This is a genomic window from Paenibacillus tepidiphilus (assembly GCF_008635795.1).
Lineage (GTDB): Bacteria > Bacillota > Bacilli > Paenibacillales > Paenibacillaceae > Paenibacillus_AQ > Paenibacillus_AQ tepidiphilus.
The window spans coordinates 132,015-155,091 of the sequence record NZ_VWRQ01000003.1 but is presented as its reverse complement, the minus strand read 5'-3'; the positions used below and the strand labels follow the sequence as shown (position 1 = coordinate 155,091).

The 23,077-nt window shown below is 54.1% G+C and carries 14 protein-coding genes; 12 read left to right on the top strand and 2 right to left on the bottom strand.

Annotation, left to right across the window (positions count from 1 at the left end; genetic code table 11):
• Positions 1-41 precede the first annotated feature (41 nt).
• The 8 genes from F1379_RS04835 to F1379_RS04800 all read left to right on the top strand — a co-directional run bounded on the left by F1379_RS04835 (position 42) and on the right by F1379_RS04800 (position 11,985).
• Entirely contained in the window at positions 42-2,591 is a 2,550-nt protein-coding gene (locus tag F1379_RS04835) for an MMPL family transporter (protein ID WP_239004557.1), read from the top strand.
• A 452-nt stretch (positions 2,592-3,043) separates the two neighbouring features.
• Positions 3,044-4,690, top strand: coding sequence for a helix-turn-helix domain-containing protein (locus F1379_RS04830; RefSeq protein ID WP_239004556.1), 1,647 nt, complete (start codon positions 3,044-3,046; stop codon positions 4,688-4,690).
• 148 nt (positions 4,691-4,838) lie between these two features.
• On the top strand, positions 4,839-5,846 hold the full coding sequence (locus F1379_RS04825) for a FecCD family ABC transporter permease (RefSeq protein ID WP_150266946.1): 1,008 nt from the start codon (positions 4,839-4,841) through the stop codon (positions 5,844-5,846).
• Entirely contained in the window at positions 5,843-6,886 is a 1,044-nt protein-coding gene (locus tag F1379_RS04820; RefSeq protein ID WP_150266944.1) for a FecCD family ABC transporter permease, read from the top strand. The genes F1379_RS04825 and F1379_RS04820 overlap by 4 nt, the downstream gene beginning before the upstream one ends.
• A 46-nt stretch (positions 6,887-6,932) precedes the next feature.
• Entirely contained in the window at positions 6,933-7,727 is a 795-nt protein-coding gene (locus F1379_RS04815; RefSeq protein WP_150266942.1) for an alpha/beta hydrolase, read from the top strand.
• A 555-nt stretch (positions 7,728-8,282) separates the two neighbouring features.
• Positions 8,283-9,482 (top strand): saccharopine dehydrogenase family protein, encoded by a 1,200-nt coding sequence (locus F1379_RS04810; RefSeq protein ID WP_150266940.1) that lies wholly within the window; start codon positions 8,283-8,285, stop codon positions 9,480-9,482.
• A 19-nt stretch (positions 9,483-9,501) separates the two neighbouring features.
• Positions 9,502-10,638: a carboxynorspermidine decarboxylase gene (gene nspC, locus F1379_RS04805; RefSeq protein WP_420850476.1), complete on the top strand. Its 1,137-nt coding sequence runs from the start codon at positions 9,502-9,504 to the stop codon at positions 10,636-10,638.
• 348 nt (positions 10,639-10,986) lie between these two features.
• Positions 10,987-11,985 (top strand): phosphotransferase enzyme family protein, encoded by a 999-nt coding sequence (locus tag F1379_RS04800; protein ID WP_150266936.1) that lies wholly within the window; start codon positions 10,987-10,989, stop codon positions 11,983-11,985.
• 559 nt (positions 11,986-12,544) lie between these two features.
• On the opposite strand, the gene F1379_RS04795 is transcribed toward F1379_RS04800, so the two are convergent.
• Positions 12,545-13,090 (bottom strand): dihydrofolate reductase family protein, encoded by a 546-nt coding sequence (locus F1379_RS04795; protein ID WP_150266933.1) that lies wholly within the window; start codon positions 13,088-13,090, stop codon positions 12,545-12,547.
• A gap of 136 nt (positions 13,091-13,226) precedes the next feature.
• A complete protein-coding gene (locus F1379_RS04790) occupies positions 13,227-14,858 on the bottom strand; it encodes a stalk domain-containing protein (RefSeq protein ID WP_162551075.1) in 1,632 nt (543 codons plus the stop codon).
• 220 nt (positions 14,859-15,078) lie between these two features.
• Between F1379_RS04790 and F1379_RS04785 the strand changes: the two genes are divergently transcribed.
• The 4 genes from F1379_RS04785 to F1379_RS04770 all read left to right on the top strand — a co-directional run bounded on the left by F1379_RS04785 (position 15,079) and on the right by F1379_RS04770 (position 23,062).
• On the top strand, positions 15,079-15,702 hold the full coding sequence (locus F1379_RS04785) for a deoxynucleoside kinase (RefSeq protein WP_150266928.1): 624 nt from the start codon (positions 15,079-15,081) through the stop codon (positions 15,700-15,702).
• Positions 15,699-16,337, top strand: a complete 639-nt coding sequence (locus F1379_RS04780) for a deoxynucleoside kinase (protein ID WP_150266926.1) — start codon at positions 15,699-15,701, stop codon at positions 16,335-16,337. The genes F1379_RS04785 and F1379_RS04780 overlap by 4 nt, the downstream gene beginning before the upstream one ends.
• A 245-nt stretch (positions 16,338-16,582) precedes the next feature.
• On the top strand, positions 16,583-17,017 hold the full coding sequence (locus F1379_RS04775) for an immunity 26/phosphotriesterase HocA family protein (protein WP_150266924.1): 435 nt from the start codon (positions 16,583-16,585) through the stop codon (positions 17,015-17,017).
• A gap of 987 nt (positions 17,018-18,004) precedes the next feature.
• The gene (locus F1379_RS04770; RefSeq protein ID WP_150266922.1) at positions 18,005-23,062 is read left to right on the top strand and encodes a DUF5011 domain-containing protein; all 5,058 of its coding nucleotides are present in this window, start codon (positions 18,005-18,007) and stop codon (positions 23,060-23,062) included.
• Positions 23,063-23,077: the final 15 nt, after the last annotated feature.

Below are 23,077 nucleotides of genomic sequence, written 5' to 3'. Positions count from 1 at the left end.
ATTTGTAATCTTCATATAGAAAAGGGAGAGAGAACCGACTTATGTCAACATTATTGTATAAATTGGGAAAAAGCGCCTACAACAAGCCATGGGCTTTTCTCTTCGGCTGGATCGTAGTTCTGGGCGTTGTCATTGCGATGCTTGGCGTCAACGGTATCCATTCCAGCTCTGAAATGAAAATTGAAGGCACCGAAGCGCAGAAGGTGCTGGATCAATTGGCGGCAGAGCTTCCGGCCGCTTCCGGCGGGCAGGCCAGCGTGGTGTTCACGGCACCGGACGGTGAACGTCTGGATACGCCGGAGCGCCTTGCTGCACTGCAGAAGGCTGTGAACGATGTATACAGCCTTGAGAATGTCATCAACCCTGCCGAGCTGGCGGCCGCTGCCGCAGCTGCAGCAGGTGCTGACGAGAGCGCCCAGGCAGGCGCCGCAGCCGGCGCTGATGCAAGCGCCCAGGCAGGCGCCGCAGCCGGTGCTGACGCAAGCGCCCAGGCAGGCGCTGCTGCAGCCGGTGCTGACGCAAGCGCCCAGGCAGGCGCTGCTGCAGCCGGTGCAGACGCAAGCGCCCAGGCGGGCGCCGCAGCTGGTGCAGACGCGAGCGCCCAGGCAGGCGCCGCAGCCGGTGCTGACGCAAGCGCCCAGGCAGGCGCCGCAGCCGGTGCTGATGCAAGCGCCCAAGCAGGCGCCGCAGCGGCGGCTCCGTTCGGCCCGCTGATGGCGGACGGCGTGCCGGTGACAGGCGTGATGCTCTCCGCAGACGGCGGAACCGCGCTGTTCCAGTTTCAGTTCACCGAGCAGTTAACTGCTCTTCCTGAATCCGTTCTCGATTCTGTCCTCGATGCCGTTAACGCCACCGAAGAGAATGGCACAGGCATTAACGCCATTCCGAGCGAATCGCTGTCCAACCAGATTGCGATCGGTTCAACGGAAGTGGTGGGCATTGTTGTCGCCGCTATCGTACTGTTCATGACGCTCGGCTCGGTCGTTGCTGCAGGACTCCCGCTGATTACCGCGCTTCTGGGCGTAGCCATCAGCGTCGGCGGAGCTTTCGCCATCTCCAAATTTATTAACCTGACCGATATCACACCGATTCTGGCGGTTATGATCGGGCTTGCCGTCGGCATAGACTACGCGCTGTTCATTGTGAACCGGCAGCGGCGGCTCATTCTGGATGAGAAGCTAAGCGCACGCGAAGCCGCCGGCCGGGCAATCGGAACAGCCGGCAGCGCCGTCTTCTTTGCCGGACTAACGGTAATTATCGCCTTGTGCGGTTTGCTGATCATCGGTATCGAATTCTTGTCAACCATGGCTCTGGTCGCTGCAGCCAGCGTATTTGTGAATGTCCTGCTGGCGCTAACGCTGCTGCCGGCGCTGCTCGGCTTCATCGGCGAAAAAATCGTCTCGCAGAAAATCCGCGACAAGAGCAAAGCCTCTTCCAAAAACGGATCGCATGGCGGATTCTCGCTTCGCTGGGCGAAGGGGACGGTTAAGTACCGCTGGCTGATCATTGCCGGCACAGTAATCGTGCTGGGGACGGCAGCCATTCCGGCGACGGAAATGGAGCTGGGTATTCCGTCCGGCGCCTCTGCGAATCTGGACACTACGGCCAGACAAAGCTATGACGCCATTACCGAAGGCTTCGGTGAAGGCTTCAACGGACCGCTGGTTCTGGTTGCCGAGCCAAGCGACCCCGCCGGTCATGTTACCGCCGAAACGCTGGGTATTCTCGCACAGGGACTTCAGCAGCATGAGAATGTGGCGATGGTTACTCCGATGGGCATCAACGCTACGGGAACCATGGCAATTATCAGCCTGACGCCGAAGACGGGTCCGACCGATACAGAAACGAAGGACCTGGTGCATGACCTCCGTTCCCCGGATTACGATCTGGCACAAGCCGCGGGCGTCTCCATCGGCGTGACCGGTTTTACCGCAATCAATATTGATATGTCTTCCAAGCTTGCCGATGCCCTGCCGATTTATGTCGGTATCATCGTCATTCTCTCCCTGATCATTCTGCTGCTGGTATTCCGTTCGGTTATCGTGCCGATTAAGGCGACCATCGGGTTTGTCCTCAGTATATTGGCCACCTTTGGCGTAACTACCGCCGTGTACCAGTGGGGATGGCTGCATTCGCTGTTCGGATTCGACACCGGCGGCCCGCTGCTCAGCTTCATGCCGATTCTGGTTACCGGCATCCTGTACGGGCTGGCGATGGATTATCAGGTCTTCCTGGTCAGCTCGATGCGTGAGTCTTATGTTCATGGACACCGCGGAACGGAGAGCGTCGTCCACGGCTATGAGCTGGCCAGCCGCGTCGTTCTGGCGGCGGCGGTTATCATGGTATCCGTCTTTGCCGGCTTTATCTTTGCGCCGGATGCCATGATCAAGCAGATCGGCTTCGCCCTTGCCTTCGGTATTCTCATTGATGCCTTCGTGATCCGCATGACGCTCGTTCCGGCTGTTATGGCGGTCTTCAAGGACAAAGCCTGGTGGCTGCCGAAATGGCTTGACCGTCTGCTTCCGAACCTGGATGTAGAAGGCGACAAGCTGATCGCCAAGCTCAATGCTAATGAAGGCGCTAAGAAGTAACCGAAGACGAAATAGATAAGTCCGAATTCATATTTCCATTTGTACGATAATTCGAGAGGTCCCGGCAGAGCTATTAAACGCTGCCTGGGACCTCTTGTTGTATCAAGTGTTCCATATCTCTGCCTAGACTAATTGGATAATCGCCAACTAATTTCAGCGATTTGGTGGATTTGCAGAATATAAGTGGAAATGAGCAAACTAAATTCCAGGTTTTGAACGTTCTGCCTTACTATCGTCCGAATTAGTGTGCTGTTATCCACTTAAATCACTTCTCCAATTGATTTTGGCTATTTTAGTTTGCGGAAATCCACTTAAAGCGAGCTTGTTCAGCAGACATGCGCCTGACGGCTGCGAATTCTATCTGCTCCATCAATTCGTCATTGTAATTGAGAATGATTATCAATTATACTGTTAAAAAGATCTTAGCTCAGCGATGGTGGTGTAATCAGGCGATGGAACAAATGCGAACGGCTGTTGAAGCAGAGGACTGGCTGCAGAAGTGGGAGCCGCTGTCTTTCAGGTTATTGTCGGTTCAGGTGCTAAAGGGAGAGCATGAGGTGCGGCTGCCGCAGCAGCTCAACTTCTGCTACGCCCTGATTCTGGTAGCCGGAGGTACGGTAGGGCTCATCGTGGATCACCGGCAATATGAATTGTCTCCGGGCTCGGTATGTCTCTGCTTGCCCGAGCAGACGATTGGAACGGCCGCACCGGCCGTTGGACTGGATATGTATATTTTTTATTTTGAAGTCTACGCTGCGGGAGGTGCAGGGGAAGAGGGCTATCATCCCGTAAAGGATGCCGACCTGTTCCCGCCGGATACACTGCTGCCCGTATTTCCCGCCAAGCAAATCTCCGCGCTCTTCACCGAGGTTTCCAGACTTCCGGAGGAGGGCAGCCAGCGGATCAGCTTCCGCGCACAGATTGAGTTTCAGGAGCTGCTCTACACAATCTGTGTGAACTGCCGCCGTCAGCCCCGGAGCACAGGCACTGCGCTGGAGCAGGCCAAGCAATACATAGAAGAGCATTACATGGAGCCGGTGACGACACGGCAGCTGGCGCAGGCCGCCGAGCTGAGTCCGAAATATTTTCTGGATCTGTTCAAGAAAAAATACGGCAAAAGCGCAGTCGATTACATCTCCGAGCTGCGGCTGCAGGAGGCCAAGCGGCTGATGGCCGATCAAGGCGTCAAGCTGAAGGACATCGCCCACCGCGTGGGCTTTGCCGATGAATTTTATTTCAGCCGCAAGTTCAAGAAGGCGACGGGCGTGGCTCCGGCCGTCTATATGAAGCGCCGCAGCCGCAGGCTGGTCGCCTATACTCCGGCGGTGCTGGGCCAGTTGCTGCCGCTGAACATTGTCCCTTATGCGGCGGCGCTGCATCCCAAATGGACGGAATACTATTACCGGAGGTACCGCAGCGATATCCCGCTGCACATCAGCGCCTACCGTAACAATCAGGAATGGGAGGCCAACATCGAGCTGCTCAGCCGGGTTCCGGCCGATCTGCTGATTGCGGGGGAGGAGCTGGAGGCCGAAGAACGGGCAGCGCTGGAGGAGCTTGCGCCTGTCTATTACTGCGGCGAGGCCGGGGGGGACTGGCGCGGGCAATTTGTACGCCTGGCCGCCTATCTCGGCGAGAGCTGGCAGGCGGAGCGGTGGCTGGAGCATTACGACCGGGAGATTGCCGCAGGCCGGGAGCGGCTGCACGGCCTGCTTGCCGGAGAATCGGTGGTGGTTGTCCGCATGCTGGGTCCGCAGCTGTATCTGCACTGCAATCAAGGCATGGCCAGCATGCTCTACCGGGAGCTGGAGCTGAAGCCCGGCTTCAGGAACGGCGCCGAAACCTACGATATTCCGGTAACGCCCGGAGAAATTGCCGCACTTTCCGCCGATCATCTGCTGATGCTGATCCGCAGGGAGAGCGATACGCTGACAGAATGGGCGAAGCTGCAGAATGATCCGGTCTGGATGCGGATTCCTGCGGTGCAGAGACACCGGGTGCATTACCTTAGCTCAGACCCGTGGCGTGAGCATTCCGCCTATGCCCAGCTGCGGATGCTGCGGCAGACCCTCCAGCTGCTGGCCGCCGATTGTCCATAGATTTTCCGTGTTTTGTCCATGGAAGCGGAAAGTGCCCTTCACTATAATCGTAAATGAGAATCATTTTCATTGGTGCGGCAAGTCACGGATTGCCGGTACGGAAGGGGAACTACAGTAAGATGGACAGACCCGAGAAAGAGCGGACGGCATGAAGATAAACACACAAGCCAAAACGGCATTCCTGCTTCTGGCGGGAGTGGGCCTGATCATTGTTGAGTTCGTGCTATCCATCCTTTATGGCTCCAAAGACATTACATACACTACGGTGTGGAATGCCATATTCCATACCGACCCGGAGAACATTGACCATATTATCATCCGGACCTCGCGGATTCCGCGGGTAGCGGGGGCGCTGCTGATCGGCGCGTTCCTGGCCGTATCGGGGGCGCTAATGCAGGGGATGACCCGCAATTACCTGGCCTCGCCGTCCATTATGGGCATCAGCGACGGCTCGGTATTCGCCGTCACGCTGTGCATGGTGCTGATGCCCGGCGCATCGTCCATGTCCATGATTGTGTACTCGCTGCTGGGCTCGCTGCTGGGAGCCGTGCTCGTCTTCGGAACGGCGAAGCTGCTTCCCGGCGGCACCTCCCCCTTGACGCTGGCGATACTCGGGACCATTATAGGCACCTTTCTCGGCGGGGTATCCCAGGCGCTGTCGGCCTATTTCCAGGTATCGCAAAATATCAGCTACTGGTATAACGCCAGACTGCATGCGATGGACCCGGAGATCATTAAGCTGGCAATACCATTCGCCGTCGTCGGCCTGACACTGGGCCTTCTGATGGCCCGTCCGGTAACGATGCTGTCGCTGGGCGAAGAGACCGCTTCGGGCCTCGGGCTGAAGGTGCCGCTCGTGAAAGGTCTGACGATGCTGAGCGTCGTGATCCTGACGGGTATCTCTGTAGCCATCGCCGGCAAAATCGCTTTCGTCGGCCTGATTATCCCGCATATCACCCGCTTTCTTATCGGACAGGATTACCGCAAGATTATTCCCTTCGCCGCTTTCTTCGGCGCATTGTTCCTGGCAGCCTGCGATTTGATCAGCCGGTTCGTGAACTATCCGTTCGAGACACCGGTCGGGGTCGTCACCGCGATCTTCGGTGTGCCGTTCTTCCTCTATTTAATCAAGACGAGAGGAGGCGGCAAGGCATGAATAAATATCCTTTATCGCCGCCGTCCAAGGCACCGCGCTTCTGGATGCTGTTCCTGGTCATCTGCGGCCTGACGCTGTGCGCTGTGTACATCAGTCTGACGAACGGTACCTTCGACATATCGGCCGGGGATGTGGTCCGCACACTGCTGCGGATAAGCCCCGTGGAGGATTATGATCTGGTGATCTTCGATTTCCGCCTGCCGCGCATCGTGCTCGGCGCGCTGGTGGGCTTCGGTCTCGGCATCGCCGGCGCAGTGCTGCAGGGAATTACCCGCAATACTCTGGCAGATCCCGGTATTCTCGGCATACATGCCGCCGCGGGGGCATTCGTCGTGATCTTTATGTTCTTTGCGGCCGGTTCGATGGAGGCTCCGGGTTGGGTCTCGGTGCTGTCAATGCCGCTCCTCGGCTTCATGGGCGGACTGGTTGCCGTGGTTCTGCTCTATATGTTCGCCCGGCATCAGGGCGAATTCCACCCGCAGCAGCTCATTCTCGTCGGCATCGCGCTTGGTTCCGGCTTCGGCGCGGTGACACTGTACGTGTCGCTGAAGATGGACCCGCAGAACTTCGAGATGGCCACCGTCTGGCTGTCCGGCAGCGTGTATAATGCCACCTGGCAGCAGGTGCTCTCCACCCTGCCGTGGCTGCTGATTCTCACGCCGCTGATCTGGCGGCGTGCTGCCGTGCTGGACCTGATGCAGCTGCATGAGACCAGCGTCAAAGGGGTCGGCGTCAACGTCGGCCGGGAACGCCAGCTGCTGCTGCTCTGCTGCGTCGGCCTCATCAGCGCCTGTGTATCGGTGTCCGGCAGCATCGGCTTTGTCGGCCTGATCGCCCCGCATATCGCCCGGCGGCTGATCGGCAATACCTACAAATATATCGTTCCGCTATGCGGTGTGATCGGCATGCTGATGGTTGTCGTTGCTGATTTCATCGGCAAAACGGTATTTGCTCCGGTAGAGCTGGCCGTCGGCATCGTCCTTTCCATTATCGGGGTGCCTTACTTTATCTGGCTGCTGCTGCGCACACGGGCCAGATGATGCGCAATACTCGGCCGGGCAAGAGGAATGAAGGAAGGTTGAAGCAATGAACGGGAGATTGAAGCGGGAAGAGGTTGAAGGACGCAGAATGGTAGTCTATACACCTCCGTCCTATGGGCTGCCGGGAAGACGTTACCCGGTGGCGTATCTGCAGGATGACGGCGATGTTATGATGGATACCTTCAATTATCTGGAGCATCTGTTTCTGTCGCAGCAGCTGCCGGAGCTGATTCTGGTCGGCGTCTGTCCACAGGACCGGAGCCATGAGTATACGCCTTGGCCTGCGCCGTCCCTGCGCCCGGGGGCGCCCGGCTTCAGCGGGGGCGGGGCGGATTACGTGAAGGAGCTGGCACTCACGCTAAAGCCCGCAATTGACGGGCGTTATGCTACCCTCCCGGAAGCGGAGCATACAGCTGTGATCGGCGGCTCGCTGGGCGGGCTGATCGCACTCTATGCGGGCTATCTCTACCCGGAGGTGTTCAGCCGCCAAGGGCTGCTGTCCGCATCCTTCTGGTACGAAGGCATCCTTGAATATATGGACAGCCATACCCTGCAGGGGCACGACCGGCGGCTCTATATGTATGTAGGTGAGCTGGAAGGCTGCTACAAGTCCAATGTCCAGAAGGAAATGGTGCCGAATACCCGCAAGGCGCATGCGCTGCTGCAGCAGCAAGGCTTCGGAGAACAGAGACTGCGCTTTGAGACTCATCCGGACGGCACGCATGATACTTTATTTTTCAGCATGCATTTTCCGCAGGCACTGAAGTGGCTGTTCGGCCACGGCGGCGGTGCGGCAAGCGGGACTGCGGACGGGATCACGTCAGGAGTCCGCAACCAGTAAATACAAGGGTCTTTGACTGCTGTATGGCAGCCGGAGGCCTTTTTGTTATAATTCGCGGCAAGCCTTCTATTACATGGCTCCTTGGTTAATGATCGGCAGCGAAACGGGACAACCTATAGACATCCTGACGATTGAGAACCAGCGGAACGGGTAAAAGGGTATTGCAGAGCTTCGGCGGTCCGGCGGTATGCATCCAAGTTCCGGCTGAGTGTTCCCACAAAGATTTTAGTATGAAGCCTGTCTCGCTTGTGCTACAATTGTCTAGTTGTCCAAAAACCGGGATATGACCGGATATCTGCCGGGACCGATGCTGAATATTCTCTTAGAAATCGAAGGAATACAGAGCATTTCAGTGTATTTTTATGAGTTCAAGAGTATTAAGTGGAAAAATCGCAGATTTTACAGTCTCGTCAGCATTTTTTGTCGGTTTTTATTGATTTATTGCGAAGCAGGCTGTATAATCAGCCTTGTTGATTTTTGCAGAGCGGAATTGGCAATCCTTGCCTGAACCCCGTTTTTGCATGAAGGATTTCTTAATTTAGGGGGTTATCAATTTTGGGAAAAGCGTTAATTATTGGCGCTGGCGGTGTAGCTAGTGTTGTTGTGCACAAGTGCTGCCAGAACCCGGATGTATTTGAAGAGATTTGCATTGCAAGCCGTACGCTTGCGAAGTGCGACGCTCTGAAGGATAAATTGGCCGGTGGCCAAACGAAGATTTCCACTGCTCAGCTCGATGCGGATAATACGGACGAGGTAATTGAACTGATCAAGAGCTTCCAGCCGGATGTCGTGATTAATGTCGCTCTCCCATATCAGGACCTGACCATTATGGATGCTTGCCTGGCAACGGGAGTGCACTATGTGGATACTGCCAACTACGAACCGCAGGATACAGCGAAGTTTGAATATTCCTGGCAGTGGGCTTACAAGGAAAGATTCGAGAAGGCCGGAATCACTGCGCTGCTCGGCAGCGGGTTTGACCCAGGCGTAACCGGTGTATTCACCGCCTATGCGCAGAAGCATTATTTTGACGAAATCCATACGATTGACATCGTTGACGCCAACGCCGGTGACCATGGTTACCCGTTCGCAACCAACTTCAATCCGGAAATCAATATCCGCGAAATCACCGCCAACGGACGCTACTTCGAGAACGGCGAGTGGATTGAGACTGCACCGCTGTCCGAGAAGAAGGTCTACGATCTCCCGGAGATCGGACCGAAGGATATTTACCTGCTGTATCATGAAGAGCTGGAATCCCTGGCCAAGAATATTAAAGGCGTGAAGAAAATCCGCTTCTGGATGACCTTCTCGCAGAACTACCTGACCCACCTGAAGGTGCTGGAAAATGTCGGCATGACTTCAATCGAGCCGATCCAGTACGAAGGCAAGGAAATCATTCCTTTGCAGTTCCTGAAAGCGATCCTGCCGGACCCGGCTTCCCTTGGACCAAGAACCAAAGGCAAGACGAATATCGGCTGCATCATTCAGGGCACCAAAGACGGTCAGCCTAAGACTTATTATGTGTACAATGTCTGCGATCATGAGGAATGCTACAGAGAGGTTGGCTCCCAGGCCATCTCTTATACAACCGGCGTACCTGCAATGATCGGAGCTATGCTGATTATCAAAGGCATCTGGAAGAAGCCGGGCGTATACAACGTCGAAGAATTCGATCCGGACCCATTCATGGATGCCCTCAACAAACACGGACTGCCTTGGCAAGAAGATTTCTCGCCGACGCTGCTCGATTAGGACTTAAGTGATGAAAGATATCAATATCGACATCAGCAACCTGCCTTCGCCCGCCTATCTGGTGGATGAACGGCTGCTGAAGAAGAACCTGGAGACGCTGAATTACGTTCAGGAGAAGAGCGGGGCCAAGATTCTGCTCGCGCAAAAAGGGTTCTCCATGCATGCCTTGTATCCGCTGGTCGGACAATACCTGCATGGCGTAACCTCCAGCTCCCTGTTCGAAGCGCGTCTGGGCTTCGAGGAAATGGGCAAGGAGGTGCATGTCTATGCACCGGCCTACATGGACCGTGAATTCGACGAGCTGCTTGGCTACACGGACCATATTGTCTTTAATTCGTTTGACCAGTGGAACCGGTTCAAGGACCGGGTGCAGAATGCCGGCAAGCCGATCAGCTGCGGCATCCGCGTCAATCCGGAATATTCCGAGATTGAAGTGCCGCTCTATGACCCTTGCTACAACTTCTCGCGCATGGGCGTGACGCTGCCGAACTTCCGTCCGGAGGAGCTGGACGGGATCGACGGCCTGCACTTCCATACGATGTGCGAGCAGAACTCCGATACGCTGGAGCGCACGCTGAAGGTTGTGGAAGAGAAATTCGGACAGTACCTGCACGGCATGAAATGGCTCAACTTCGGCGGCGGCCATCATATTACCCGGGATGACTATGACCTGGAGAAGCTGATCGCCTGCATTATTCATATGAAGGAAACCTACAATGTCGAGATCTACCTGGAGCCGGGCGAAGCGGTTGCGCTGAATACCGGTTACCTGGTGGCAACGGTGCTCGACACCATGCATAACGGCATGGACATCGCTATCCTCGACACGTCGGCTGAATGCCATATGCCGGACGTGCTGGCGATGCCTTACCGCCCGAACATCATCGGTGCCGGCCAGCCCGGCGAGTTCGCCTACACCTACCGGCTCGGCGGCATGACCTGCCTCGCCGGGGATATTATCGGCGATTACTCCTTCCCGGAGCCGCTGAAATACGGCGACAAGCTGGTCTTCCTGGACATGGCGCATTATTCCATGGTCAAGAACCATATGTTCAACGGCGTGAACCTGCCGGCCATCGCTTCGTACAATGACGAAGAGGGCCTGAAGGTCATCCGCGAGTTCGAATTCAGTGATTTCAGCGGCCGGCTGTCTTAATACGGCCCGACTGATTATATAAACGCCCCGTCTGTCCCTGTTTGGGATGACGGGGCGTTTTGTAGTATACGGGCGGGTGGCGAGCTTAGTACCGGGCTTCGGCGGTGGTAAAGGATGCTTATACCCGTATTGTCCATTGCCGCCAGGCGGATGATGCTGTTACCATGAATGAGGTCCCTGCATGCCGCCTGTTGCTGCAAGAGGTATGGCGCTGGTGCACCAGAGAATGTAAGTCACGACTTTGAAGGGAGTGATCGGCATGAAACGCCGGGCTAATCTAACAACTACCACAATGAAGGTGCACTGCAATCTCTAATCTTTCAAAGGGTAGGAGTGTTTAATAAGAGAATGTTGAATTTAAAATATTTGTTTCATACGCCGGATCTGGCCGAGATGCTGCTGGGTAACTTCGAATATGATCCGGCTTCGCTGCATTTATTTCAGTATTACCGGATCTCTTCCAACGCCGTGTATCCATTTCAATCCGGCGGAGAGAGACGGCTGCTGCGCTTCGCGCCGAAGGGTGAGAAACGCAAGGGAAATCTGCTCGCCGAGCTGGATTTCCTGGCCTACCTGCGGGCCCAACGCTACGCAGTGATGGAAGCGGTGCCGGTGGCCCGCGCAGGAGCAGGCTTGCTGGCTGAAGCGGAGACGCCTTGGGGAGCGTACTATGCTTCTGTCTTCAAGCATGTTCCGGGTGTGCAGCTCGGTCAGCTGGAGCTAACCGGGCACATCGCCCGCCGGTATGGCGAGGCACTCGGGAAGCTGCACAAGCTGTCGCGGGAGTACCGCCCAGAGGCGGAGCAGAGATGGACGCACAACGAGGTGCTGGAGTGGATCAGGGACACCTTGCAGCCTTGCTTGCCGGAGCCGGAGGCCATGGCGGCACTTGAAGAAACCAGGCTGCTCACAGAATATTTCGCGCAGGTTCCGCTTACGCCGGATAACTACGGCCTGATCCATTATGATTTCGAGACCGATAACGTGTTCTATGATTCGGCCGCGGATGGATGCCATGTCATTGATTTCGATGATGCGATGTACCACTGGTACGCTCTTGATCTGGAGCAGGCGCTGGACAGCCTGAGCGATGCGGTAGCGCCGGAGCTCTACGAGGAACGGAAGGACCACTTTATGGAAGGTTACCGGAGCTGCTTCACGCTGCCGGAGAACGGTCCGTCGGCCGAGGCCTGCCGGCGGTTCGCCGATTTGTACGGATATACCCGGATAAGACGGGCTTCCGCAGAGGCCTGGGCGCATGAGCCGGAGTGGCTGACCGGGCTGCGCGGCAAATTAGCTGCCGCCCGGCAACGTAAGGCGGCCGGATTCGGCAAGCCGCTTGGCTAGCTGCTGAGCAAGCGACCGGTCAGGCCATCGGTCAGGCCACTGGTCAGGCCAACGGTCAAGCGACCGATCAAGCCATCGGTCAAGCGACCGGTCAAGCCACTGGTCAGCTACTGGGAAGCTACGTAGCAAGCCGCTGGTCCAGCTGCACACGCCTAAGACTGTAACCTTGCTTACGGATTATAATTGCATTCCGTACAATTATAATCCGTATTTATAAGGTCAAAAGCCGTATAATTGCACTTTGTACACTTATATGGTAAGAAAAGCTGTGATGGTGGCTGGAATCACATTTTTAGTTGTACAGAATGCAGCTATCTGCCGAAAAGTGCGAATCTCTGCCTGTTTAGTTGTACGAAATACACTTATTCCCTCGGTTGTGTGGGACAACTGGAGGCGTAGGCACTACTTTATAGGCAAAGCAAGGCGCTGTCCTTCAGGCTGGAGAAGGACAGCGCCAATTTGCTTACTCTTAATAGCCTGTAATCCGGTTAAGCAGCGCTCTCGATTTGACCGCATTCATTCTGCCGCCTGCCGCCTGCCGCCATACTACTTTCATGGGCTAGCGGTAAATCAACTGCACAACGCCGGAGGCGAAAGCTCTTGTATTAACCAACATCAGATTAATCCGCTGCTTGATACCCGAGAACAACGGCTTGCCTTCTCCCAGGACAATGGGGTGAACCGATAATCTGTATTCATCAATAAGTCCTGACTGGACAAAAGTCGTAATGAGACTTGCTCCGCCATACAGCCAGATATCTTTACCGGGCTTATTCTTGAGTGCAGTTACTTCTTCGCGTATATGATCATTTATAAATGTTACTTTAGGGTCGCCCGTACCCCACTGCGTTCTTGAGAACACAACCTTCTCCTTGCTGTGGATGGACGCCCAGATCTCCTTTTCATCATCCGTGTCATCCATCTTGGGAGTGTATTGTCCCCATAAGTCATAGCTTGTTCTTCCATATAAAATAGTATCGATTTCATCTAAAAATTGATTAAATTTCATCTCAGGGTCCATAATACACCAATCCGTTTCCCCGTTCTTCCCTTCAATGAAACCATCCAAGCTAACGGCTAAATCCAAAATAATTCTTCGTGCCATAATCAGCGGCCCCTTTCGTTGATATACCACTTATTATAGGGCATAAATACGTCACCTTATGTCATATTAAATAAGAAAGGGGATGTTCGCCGTCAGCTTCAGAACATAATAACTTCCGAGCCTGCTACACCGCAGCCTACTTCATCGTCACCGCAATCCGCTCCTCCTGCGGCAGCCACTGTACGCTCGCGCCCAGCTTCTCGCTGATGAAGCGCAGCGGCAGGTATACGATGCCGTTCGCAGTAGTAAAGGGCAGGTTCTCCAGCTTGACGATCTGGCCGTTCAGCCTGGTCTCGCCGGTCTTGGCGTTCACGCTGATGGACAGCGCCGGCAGGCTGGGGTCCTTGCGCGTCACGGTTGCGAGCTTCTTCGTGCCATCGAAGCCAACCTCGGCGCCCAGCTTATCGAAGAAGGAACGCAGCGGCACGAAGTTCTGCCCGCCCCGGCTGATGACGCCGCTGCTCAGCGGCACATTCTCACCATTCAGCGAGACGGAGATTGGTTGTTGGACCGGGACGGGCGTATCGTGCTTGAACTCATAATCTCCGTTGCCGAGCTGGGCGTTCTTATTTACGCCCCAGCCCCAGAGGCTGCCATCCGCCTTCTGCATGATCATATGTCTGGCCCCCGGGACAATGGTTGTCACCTCAGAAGCCAGCAGCTTGAACTCCGGACTTGACGGCATGCTGCTGCGGGCGATGGAGGTCTCGTACACTTTATTGTCGGCTGTCCATACAATCAGCGAGTGCTCGACGACAAAAGCGTCCTTGACGTTCTGAATACTATTGATCAGCACCGGCTCGGGATGATTCTCGTAGACCCAGCCGTCGGAATAGCCGGCCACCGTGCCGCCCCAGAACCACAGCCGCGATTGACTGTCAATCGCCAGGGTGGAGTTGTTGTCATGCTGAATGCTCTTAATCTTTGGCAGCGCCGGGAATTTGAAGGCGATGGTGCCGCCTGCCGGGAGATCGTAAGTGTAGCTATCCGGCCAAGTCCAGACGGTGCCGTCTTTGTCCAAAGCATAGTTCTCAGCGATCTGGACGATGTTCTTCAAGTTACGGATGGGCATGAAATCCTGCAGCTCGCCATTGTCCACCCAGACCGTGCCGTCGGACTTAAGGAAGGTATATCTATAGTTGTTCAGATCGGAGCGTGTTTCTGTAAAACCGTTGATGTCGGTGACCTGGTCAATGCCTGCCACTGGTGTGAAGAATAACCCCTCTCCGGGTTTCGGCTCGGTATCTGCAGCTCCAAGCTTCGTATACACTGCACCGTTGCCATCGGCGACAAGCGGTGTTGCCCGCCACATCTCCACATCCGCAATGGAGCTGATGCCGCTGACAGGCTCAATGGTTACAGCAGGGCTGTAGTCGTCATTTTGCCAGTGCTTGATGGAGCCGTCGTTCATGACCACTAGTCCCAGAGGAAACGAAGCAGTTACCCCTGTCAGCGCCTCCACCTGTGTCGGAACGGGCTGATTATAATCCCAGACCCAGTAGCCGCCATCCCTCTTGAGCAGCCAGTCCGCTCCAAAGCCGACGATGCTTGAGCCTGACACCACATTGGCGGGCGACGCAGGCGTGGTAGCCGGAGGTGATGCCGAAGTCTCTGCGGAAGCGGAGCCTGTCCCGGCAGCCGTTGTTCCTGTTACCGTTGTCCCTGTTACCGTTGTTTCCGTACCCGCAGCCACAGCCGCACCTGCTGGTAAAATACCGGACAGCAGACCAAGACTGAGCAGCGTGCCGGTGATCCATGTTTTGTTCATCGTTTGAAATCCTCTCTTTACACCAAGTTTATATTTCTTATGGAAAAAAGAACCACAGCATCCAAATAGACGCGCCTGCATCATGAAAAGTTTCGCAAAATGTTCCGCCTATCCTGCTGTCTCTGTGATACAATGATTTAGTCTGTTTTTTGAGCGGGTCTTCAGGGTAAGTCCGGGGTCCGCCGCCTGAACGAAAGACTTGAGGAGGAAATCAGCTTTAATGACACATGCACCGTTTATCGCCGTCGAAGGACCGATCGGCGCCGGCAAAACCACACTCGCCACCATGCTGGCCGGCGAATACGATTTACCCCTGATTAAGGAAATTGTCGATGAGAACCCGTTCCTGGACAAGTTCTATCAGAATATGGACGACTGGAGCTTCCAGCTGGAAATGTTCTTTTTGTGCAACCGCTATAAACAGCTGGAGGACACCGTTAAAGAGTACATAAGCCAAGGAAGACCGGTGATCTCGGATTATCATATATACAAGAATCTGATCTTTGCCGAGCGTACACTAAAAGGGACCTTGCGGGAGAAGTACCGCCAGATTTATCAGGTGCTGACCGGCGATCTGCCAAAGCCGAACATTATCCTCTACATCCGGGCCGATCTGGAGACGCTGCTGGCACGGATATTCAAGCGCGGGCGTTCTTTTGAAGAAGAGATTTCGCCTGCTTATCTGCAGCAGCTAATCGAAGATTATGATACGGCGATGGCCTCGCTCGCCCTGCGTGAACCCTCCACCGTAATCGTAACCATTGACGGGAACCGGGTTGATTTTGTCGAGAACAAGGAAGACTATGCTGCAATTGCCGCACAACTAAAGGAGCTTATGAAATGAACTCATACCATATTCCGGACAATGCCATTATCACCGTTGCAGGCACCGTAGGGGTCGGCAAATCGACGCTGACCGCTTCTCTGGCGGAGCGCCTGAATTTCCAGACCTCGCTGGAGCAGGTGGACCATAATCCGTACCTGGAGAAGTTCTACCATGATTTCGAGCGGTGGAGCTTCCATCTGCAGATTTATTTCCTGGCCGAACGGTTCAAGGAGCAGAAGAAGATGTTCGAGATGGGCGGCGGATTCGTGCAGGACCGTTCCATTTATGAGGACACCGGGATTTTTGCCAAAATGCATGCCGATCAAGGCACGATGTCGAAGACCGACTACGAGACTTATACCAGCCTGTATGAGGCCATGGTGATGACGCCGTATTTTCCCCATCCCGATGTGCTGATCTATATTGAAGGCAGTCTGCCGTCAATTCTGCGCCGGATCACTGAACGCGGGCGGGAGATGGAGATTCAGACCGATGTTACCTACTGGGAGCACATGCATGAGCGCTACGCGCAGTGGATCAAGGAATTCACCGCTTGTCCGGTGCTGCGGCTGAACATTGACGATTATGATGTGAACGACCCCGGCTCGATGGCCGATATTCTGCGTCAGGTAGGGCAGACGATTGTCCGCTAAAAACGGTGCCGGGAGGCACCGTTTTTTTGTGAATTCACAAGCTTCTGCAACAAGGTTAGTTTGTTACAAAATATAGACATCTGGCCCTGAAGGCCTGCTTTAATGGCTTGAAATCGCTCATTTCATTCAATTGTTCAGTGATTATTCAGTGGCGGATGGTATTTTATTGGACATATAAGGAAAAATAGACTGATATTTATGGAAATACATAACAGTTATAAACAGGATAAGGAGTTTGGTGAACCATGCGAGTCAAAAAAGCGACGATACAATTGGGAGATGTACTGGCGATTCCGCTGCCTGATGGAAAATATGCTTTTGGACGAGTGCACCGGGACACATCGCTCAGCATCTATGATTATGTGGGAGCATCGCCCGAGGATTTGCCGGAGGAGAGCGGAAGCGAAGCCCAATTTACCGTAGCCGTGGAGGAAGCGGCGCTGCAGTCCGGTCACTGGCCGGTGGTTGACCATCGCCCGTTCAATAGTGCTGAAGAGCAGTGGCCGCCGCCAAGCCATATTTACGATGAGCGGTCGGATAAATATTTTCTCTATGACAAGGGCATTATCACCTCCTCAACCCCGGAGGAATGCGCAGGCCTGGAGCCAGCTGCAGAGTGGGAAGAGGAGCAGGTGGTGGCTAGGATTGTGGGGGAGGGGCAGGTGAAGGGGAGTAACTGAGTTGAACGGCGAAAGTATCGTAATTGTGACCGCATGCCATGAAGCATGTGGTTTTTGCTGTAAACAGAATTAAGTCCGTATATTGCTCTTTTACGGGCAATCGGCATGATGACTTGCATTAAAATCAAGCTTTTGAGTCACACGTTTGGATAACAAACATGTGGCTCTTTTTGTATATCAAATAAAAGATATATGAATGTTTAACGGGCGGGAAGCAGGTTACTGAAAATTTTTTTGCGTTTTGTCGAAATTAGTACCTATTTACTAGTATTTTGTCGAGATTTGTTAAGAGTTTGTTTAGAGTGGACTGATAGAATAAATCGAAGCTATCACAAATTAGGTATTTAGAATTTAATTATTGTCCGTCAAACCGGATGGAAGGGAGCGAATGCGGGATCGTGGGCAGAGAGAGATGACAGCGGAATTTGCGATTCTTGGTGACGGCGGACGAAGTTGAACGAAAGAATAAGGGGGAACATCAAGTTGCTGAACAGCAGGAAGGCGAAGAAATTCACCGCTATCAGTGTGATCTTGAGTATGTTAATAACGTTGCTGCCAACATCATGGGCAGGACAGGTGGAAGCCGCGGGCGCGGGCGATCAGCAAGTCATGGTTGGTGCGGCCAGGGTAGGTAATGCATCCTATGAGGCCCAAAACGCTTTGATTAACTTTAATAACAATCGGGAGGCAGGGTTTAAATCTAATTCAATCGACAACATGCAAGTGAACTGGATTGATGGAGATATCCTGGTTCCTAATGATGACGGCGGTTCAGTAGAGTTTCAACTGAATATTGCGGACAACGCTGCTCTTAGAAATATGGCACTAAGTGGTCATACCGAAGTCCTGGTCGGGTGGAGATATCTTAACTACGATGAAGGTTCAGTCCTTGGGATTACTACTTGGACACGCGTAAGTGGAGCAAGTGTTAATCTTGACGGAAAAGTAATTCTGTCTGATAGCTCACACGGCGATAGAGAACGGGCAATGAGCACTTCAGCCATTATCAATCCTAATTCACGGATCACCATCAATGTCTCTGGTGAGGGTAATAAAGGTGAGCCTACAGGCGCATATGGTTTCTATCTCAAATTCCAGGACAAGCAGCGCCCGGTGCTGAACAGCTACACCTTTACCGGAAATGGTGCTGAACGTCTTAACACTAATATTAACCAGAAAGAGCTATATGTGAAACGCGACGAGAATATTACACTGTCCTATAATTTCTCGGAGCCGGTGCGGCCGACTACGCTGAATTCAAGCAATGCCGGCTACTTCCTGCAGCATAAGCTGTTTTTGAATGATCCGGATACATTATTGCCGGCAGCCGGTCAACAGCAATATTTGACGAATACAACCTTTACGGCAAGCAATCTGGGCACTTATCACGATAAGATCGCTTACCGTTATACCGGGGTACCGTTCCATAACAGCAGCAATCTTCCATTGCAGCCTCTGATAACTGGCGGAACAAGCGGTGCGGCCCAGATGGACCTGTCGCTGGAGAACAAGTTCATCTCAACTGAACTGCGCGACGCAGCTGGCAACCTGGCTACGGTAAACTTCAATAACCTTCCAAGCTCAGGTAGTAATACCTGGCTCAGCGGCAAAAATATCAATCCGTTTGATTTCGACAAGGGCGGTTTCCGCGTCATCGTCGATGCGGTGCGGCCGAAGTACAGCAAGACTGCCAATGGTATTCAGCCGGAGATTCTTACCGGAGTCACGCTTAACAAAGGAGACGTAATCGACTTTACGCTCCAGATGACTGAGGAAGCCATCGTCAAGACCGGCTGGGAAGTGAAAAATACTTACATTTTATTTAATAACGGAATGAAGGCCTATTATGTTGCAGGCTCCAACACACGAAATTGGACCTTCAGCATGACTGTGCCGGATGGCGTCAAGGTGGAGACTCCGCTTTTGAAAGCTATCGCCATCTCTAATGATGCGAAAACCGGTACTGAGGTGGATAGAAACGTCATTCAGGACTATGCAGGGAACCTGCTGATCCAACCCGCCAACTTTGACGGGACCTATACAGATGAGACCCCGCCGTATGGCAGCGATATCTCGCTGGTCAACTCCAAGATTGACTGGGCCAATCTCTTTATTGACAATACAAAGCCGCTGATCAGCTACAGTTTTGAAAACGGCGGCGCCAGCGATGTCACTTATCAGAAGAAAGGCAAAGTGACGATCGACGCTAATGATCCTTCCATTAAGGTTCCGGATCAGGATCCGGTTGTTGAAGACCACAACAAGGAGCGTCCAAGCCGCGGCATCTACCGTCCTTCCAATATGTCGGCCGAGGCATCGCCTTCCGTGGGTCTCGTGTACTACATGTGGAGCCAGGACAAGGCCGATCCGTTGGCTGGAGACAAGAACTTTGCAGCACTCAAGCGCTATGCGCTTGCCGCCAAGCAACCGTCCGAAGAGCTGTACCCCGGCAAATATGAGGATGTGCAGCTGCAGGTCGTCAACAACAAGACCAACCTGCTCTCGCCGCCTCCTGAAGCATTCACTTCAGAGAACAGCGGTGAATGGTATCTGCATACCTGGACTGCGGATATGACCTGGGATTCGGCCAAAGAGCTGATGCAGTATGAGAAGATGCTCGACTATAAAGCCGACCATCAGGATGTATACGATGCCTGGGTCGCCGAAGCGGCCGGCTCGGACGCAGACAAGGTATTCTACGCTGACAATCAGGCGCTTGCCGCTGTAGGCCAATATGGCGATACGAGCGTATGGCCGCTCGAAGATTTCATGCAGGAAGATTCCAACTGGACTCACGAAATCGGTGTGCTGAAGCTGGACAACCAGGTTCCTTCGGTCACTTTGGCCGCAGTGGATAAATCCACTGTTCAAGCCCTGGTGCAGGACCCGCACAGCGGAATCCAGACCGTCCAATATCAATGGGTCAAGGACGGCGGAGCGCCGACTGATGTGGAGTGGAAGCCGGCCAGCTATTCCGGCACCACGGTAACACAGTCCGCTACTGACGATATCGACGAAGACGGAGCATATTGGCTGTATCTGAAGGCGCTCGACAAAGCAGGCAATGAAGTGGTGAAGACGCCGATGTCCGAGCCGCTTGCAGTCAGCTCGCAGGAGAGCATTCCGACGACATTCTCGCCGGAAGCCAATCCGGAGTATGTGCAGAGTCATGATGTGAGCTTTGAAATCGGCGGAACAAAGCCGGAATATGTCGGTTATACCGTCAGCGGCAGCTCGCTGCGTCCGGCGGAAGGAGCATTTACCGCATTGGAAGCTGTTCAGCAGGACGCTGCGCCAGCCGCACTGGATGGTATTGAAGGGGAAGGCACATTGCCGGCACCGGAAGAAGGCGTTGAGCCTGAAGTTACAGCCGAAGTCGGCCCGGTGGCGATTCTTAAGCTTCTGTCCTCCGGTGCCATGGAGAACAAGCTAGCTTCACTGCAGCCGCTCGATGCTGGAGCGCCAGTGGAAGGCGAAGCGACTCCGGAAGCTACAATAATTCCGGAAGCTACAACAACTCCGGCAGCAACGGCAACTCCTGAAACAGCCCCGACACAGGAGGCTGCGGCGGAACCAATCGCTGAAGCGGAGACCGTAGCGGATAACGCAGCCAAGACGGCGGCAGTTACCGTAACTGGAGCGACCTACAGTTATGTGATTCCTGCTGATGCTTCATTCAGCGGCACGCAGTATATCCATCTGATCGTGAAGCACAGCGACAAGACATATTTCTATTCCAAGGCGTATTATTTCGATAATGAAGCACCTGGCGTGACCTTCAGCATCAACGAAGTGGCTTATCCGCTGGCGGAACAGGATACGAAGGTCACAGTGTCGGAGCTCTACAGCAAGAACAATCTTCAGAGCTACTACCAATGGGTCAAAGCAGATGCGGATGCACCGACCGCTTCCTCCGGAGGCTGGCAGGCACTGCCGGCAGGCGGAGTAGTGACCATTGACGGCAAAGTGCTGAAGCCCGGCGAAATCGCCGACTACAGATTGTATGTTCAGGCTGTAGACGGCGCCGGGAACAGCGGGATCACCGCAACGGCAGGCATCTTCAAGGTGTCAGCATCTGCGGATAAGGATGCGCCTCCGGCAGACGCGCAGTCGTCGCTCGTGTACCTGTCTGGCGACGAAGAGGACGGCTATACCGCTATTCTGAAGCTGAGCCTGGAGACGGAAGATAAATCGGGATACGAGTATTCCGTATCGCCGGATAACGGCGTGAGCTGGCAGAACTGGCGTCCGTATACGAACTTTGTGGCGGTAAAGGTGCCTTCGGGCGATCCGAACCTGCTGCAGGTTCAGGTGAAGTACCGCACACCGGGCGGTAAGATCAGCGAAGCAGCGAAGCTTGAATTCAGCGCTGAGGCGCTGGAAGACCAGCCGGTGTACGCGCTGGCAACACAAGGAACTAGCGGACCGGTAACGGCAGCGGCCGGCGCAGATATCGACTTCACACTACCTGCGGGAATCCGTGTACAGCCGTCGAAGATCAATCCGGCCGTACCGTCCCGGACCGGCAACCGGTTCAATGTGAAGGAGAACGGCTTCTACAGCTTCGATCTGACGGATCAGGCGAACAAGAACCGTACCGATACGCTGTACGTTGTGGTGAAGAACATCGACAACACAGTACCGCAAGGAACCGTGGAATACTCCAATGCGGCATTCACCAACGGCAATGTGACAGCTTATCTTCAGAAGACTTCGGAGCCTGTCGTCATTACGAACAATGGCGGCAAGAACGCCTATACCTTCAAGGAGAACGGCAGCTTTACGTTCGAGTTCAAGGATGCGGCCGGGAACCCGGGTTCCGTTACGGCAACCGTCAACAACATTGATAAGGAAGCTCCGGCAGTTAAGGTAGTTCGGACTTACAACTACGGTAAAGACAACAAGTCATTTGGTACGATCACGGACGGCGGCGGCAATGTGCTGTTCTCGACCGGAGTGACGCTTACTGTAGAGAAGGCAGACGGGTCTGCCAAGGAAATCATACCGGTGAGCGGAAGCCAGACCGTAACGCTGACCGAAAATGGCACAGCATCATTTACGGTTGCCGATAAATTTGGCAATACAACCGTAGTCAAAGAGAAGGTTGGCAACATTGTCACCGCTGCGGCGCAGCCGGAAGATATCGTCTACACCTTCGTGGATGCGGACGGCAAAGAAGTCGCAGCGGATAAGATTGTGACAATTGACGGCAAGAAATACGCCAGAGGCAAAGTTCAAGCAACCATCAGCGGCAAAATTGCATCGCCGAACAAGCTGTTCTCCGGCGCAAAACCGATTGAGGGCGGTTTGGGCTATACGAACCAGGTCAGCAAAGCAGACGGAACCTTCAGCTACTCCAGAGTATTTGAGAACAGCGGTTCGACCGTGATGACGATCTCAGACCTGCTGGGCAATGTGAACAAGGTGCCGGTGACGATTTCCGGCATTGACAATACCGCGCCCGAGCTGACGCTGAACAAGACGGCCGTGGGCATTGTGCAGAACAAGAAGGACTTCAAATTTACAACGGATCTGGGCGGTTATACAGCAACGGACAATGTTTCGAAATCAGCCAATATCAAGGTATCAATCGAAGGTCTGGACTTGACCAAGCTGGGACGCCAGAAGGTAACTTACAAGGCGGTGGACCAGGTGGGCAACGAAACCGTGGCCTACCAGGATGTCATTGTGGTCAAGGACGGCGGACTGCTGATCTTCGGCGATGACACGCTGATCTCGGCTTCGTCCGGTGAAACGGCATTGTTCAATACGAACACCCTCACCTTCAAAGTATCCGGCTATAACGTGATGAACGTAGGCGGAACGGAGAAAGTGAACCAGGCCGGTACGTTTGACATTCTGTATTACTCCGGTTTGTACCGTGAAGGTCAAATGAAGGTGCTGCAGCAGAAGCTGACCTATGACCAATTGGTGAGCAGCCAGTTCAAGGTTACCTTCCCGAAAACGGGCTGGTATACGATTATCGTCCGGACCCAGGAGCGGGACCGTGAATTTGCCACATTCTTTGTCGGCAACGTGAAATAGAGAGAATGAAATGAA

Excerpts from the sequence above, each read along its gene's own strand:
- F1379_RS04790 (WP_162551075.1), bottom strand. The coding sequence starts at position 14,858 with ATGAACAAAACATGGATCACCGGCACGCTGCTCAGTCTTGGTCTGCTG.
- F1379_RS04785 (WP_150266928.1), top strand. The coding sequence starts at position 15,079 with ATGACACATGCACCGTTTATCGCCGTCGAAGGACCGATCGGCGCCGGC.
- F1379_RS04780 (WP_150266926.1), top strand. The coding sequence starts at position 15,699 with ATGAACTCATACCATATTCCGGACAATGCCATTATCACCGTTGCAGGC.
- F1379_RS04830 (WP_239004556.1), top strand. The coding sequence starts at position 3,044 with ATGGAACAAATGCGAACGGCTGTTGAAGCAGAGGACTGGCTGCAGAAG.
- F1379_RS04795 (WP_150266933.1), bottom strand. The coding sequence starts at position 13,090 with ATGGCACGAAGAATTATTTTGGATTTAGCCGTTAGCTTGGATGGTTTC.
- F1379_RS04800 (WP_150266936.1), top strand. The coding sequence starts at position 10,987 with ATGTTGAATTTAAAATATTTGTTTCATACGCCGGATCTGGCCGAGATG.
- F1379_RS04825 (WP_150266946.1), top strand. The coding sequence starts at position 4,839 with ATGAAGATAAACACACAAGCCAAAACGGCATTCCTGCTTCTGGCGGGA.
- F1379_RS04815 (WP_150266942.1), top strand. The coding sequence starts at position 6,933 with ATGAACGGGAGATTGAAGCGGGAAGAGGTTGAAGGACGCAGAATGGTA.
- F1379_RS04835 (WP_239004557.1), top strand. The coding sequence starts at position 42 with ATGTCAACATTATTGTATAAATTGGGAAAAAGCGCCTACAACAAGCCA.
- F1379_RS04770 (WP_150266922.1), top strand. The coding sequence starts at position 18,005 with ATGAGCACTTCAGCCATTATCAATCCTAATTCACGGATCACCATCAAT.
- F1379_RS04775 (WP_150266924.1), top strand. The coding sequence starts at position 16,583 with ATGCGAGTCAAAAAAGCGACGATACAATTGGGAGATGTACTGGCGATT.
- F1379_RS04820 (WP_150266944.1), top strand. The coding sequence starts at position 5,843 with ATGAATAAATATCCTTTATCGCCGCCGTCCAAGGCACCGCGCTTCTGG.